The 247-nt window shown below is 52.2% G+C and carries 1 protein-coding gene; it reads right to left on the bottom strand.

Annotation, left to right across the window (positions count from 1 at the left end; translation table 11 throughout):
* Positions 1 to 69 precede the first annotated feature (69 nt).
* Positions 70 to 247, bottom strand: a 178-nt coding sequence (locus ACTHR7_RS10900) for a phage protein GemA/Gp16 family protein (protein ID WP_440370819.1), incomplete at its 5' end; no start/stop codon positions are given.

Below are 247 nucleotides of genomic sequence, written 5' to 3'. Positions count from 1 at the left end.
CCACCACGCTCTGCGGCAGAAGATGTTTCACATCCTCAAAGTCCTGCTCTGTCATTTCCCAACGTACACTCATTCCTCTTCCTCCTTCTTCTTTCGGTTCGCCGCAATCTGCAACGCCGCCACCAGCTTGTGCATATTGCCGTCAGACAACCATTCCACCCGGTCAACCTTCAACATCTTTTTCGCCGTACCGTGCGCATAATTCCAAGTCCAGCCGTTATCCAACAGCAAAGCCTCGATTTTGCGC

Origin of the sequence: Neisseria sp. P0007.S010, assembly GCF_051962875.1 — a bacterium.
Classification (GTDB): Bacteria; Pseudomonadota; Gammaproteobacteria; order Burkholderiales; family Neisseriaceae; genus Neisseria; species Neisseria subflava_A.
Note: the sequence above shows the minus strand (reverse complement) of the source record. Positions and strands in the feature narration are given on the sequence as shown.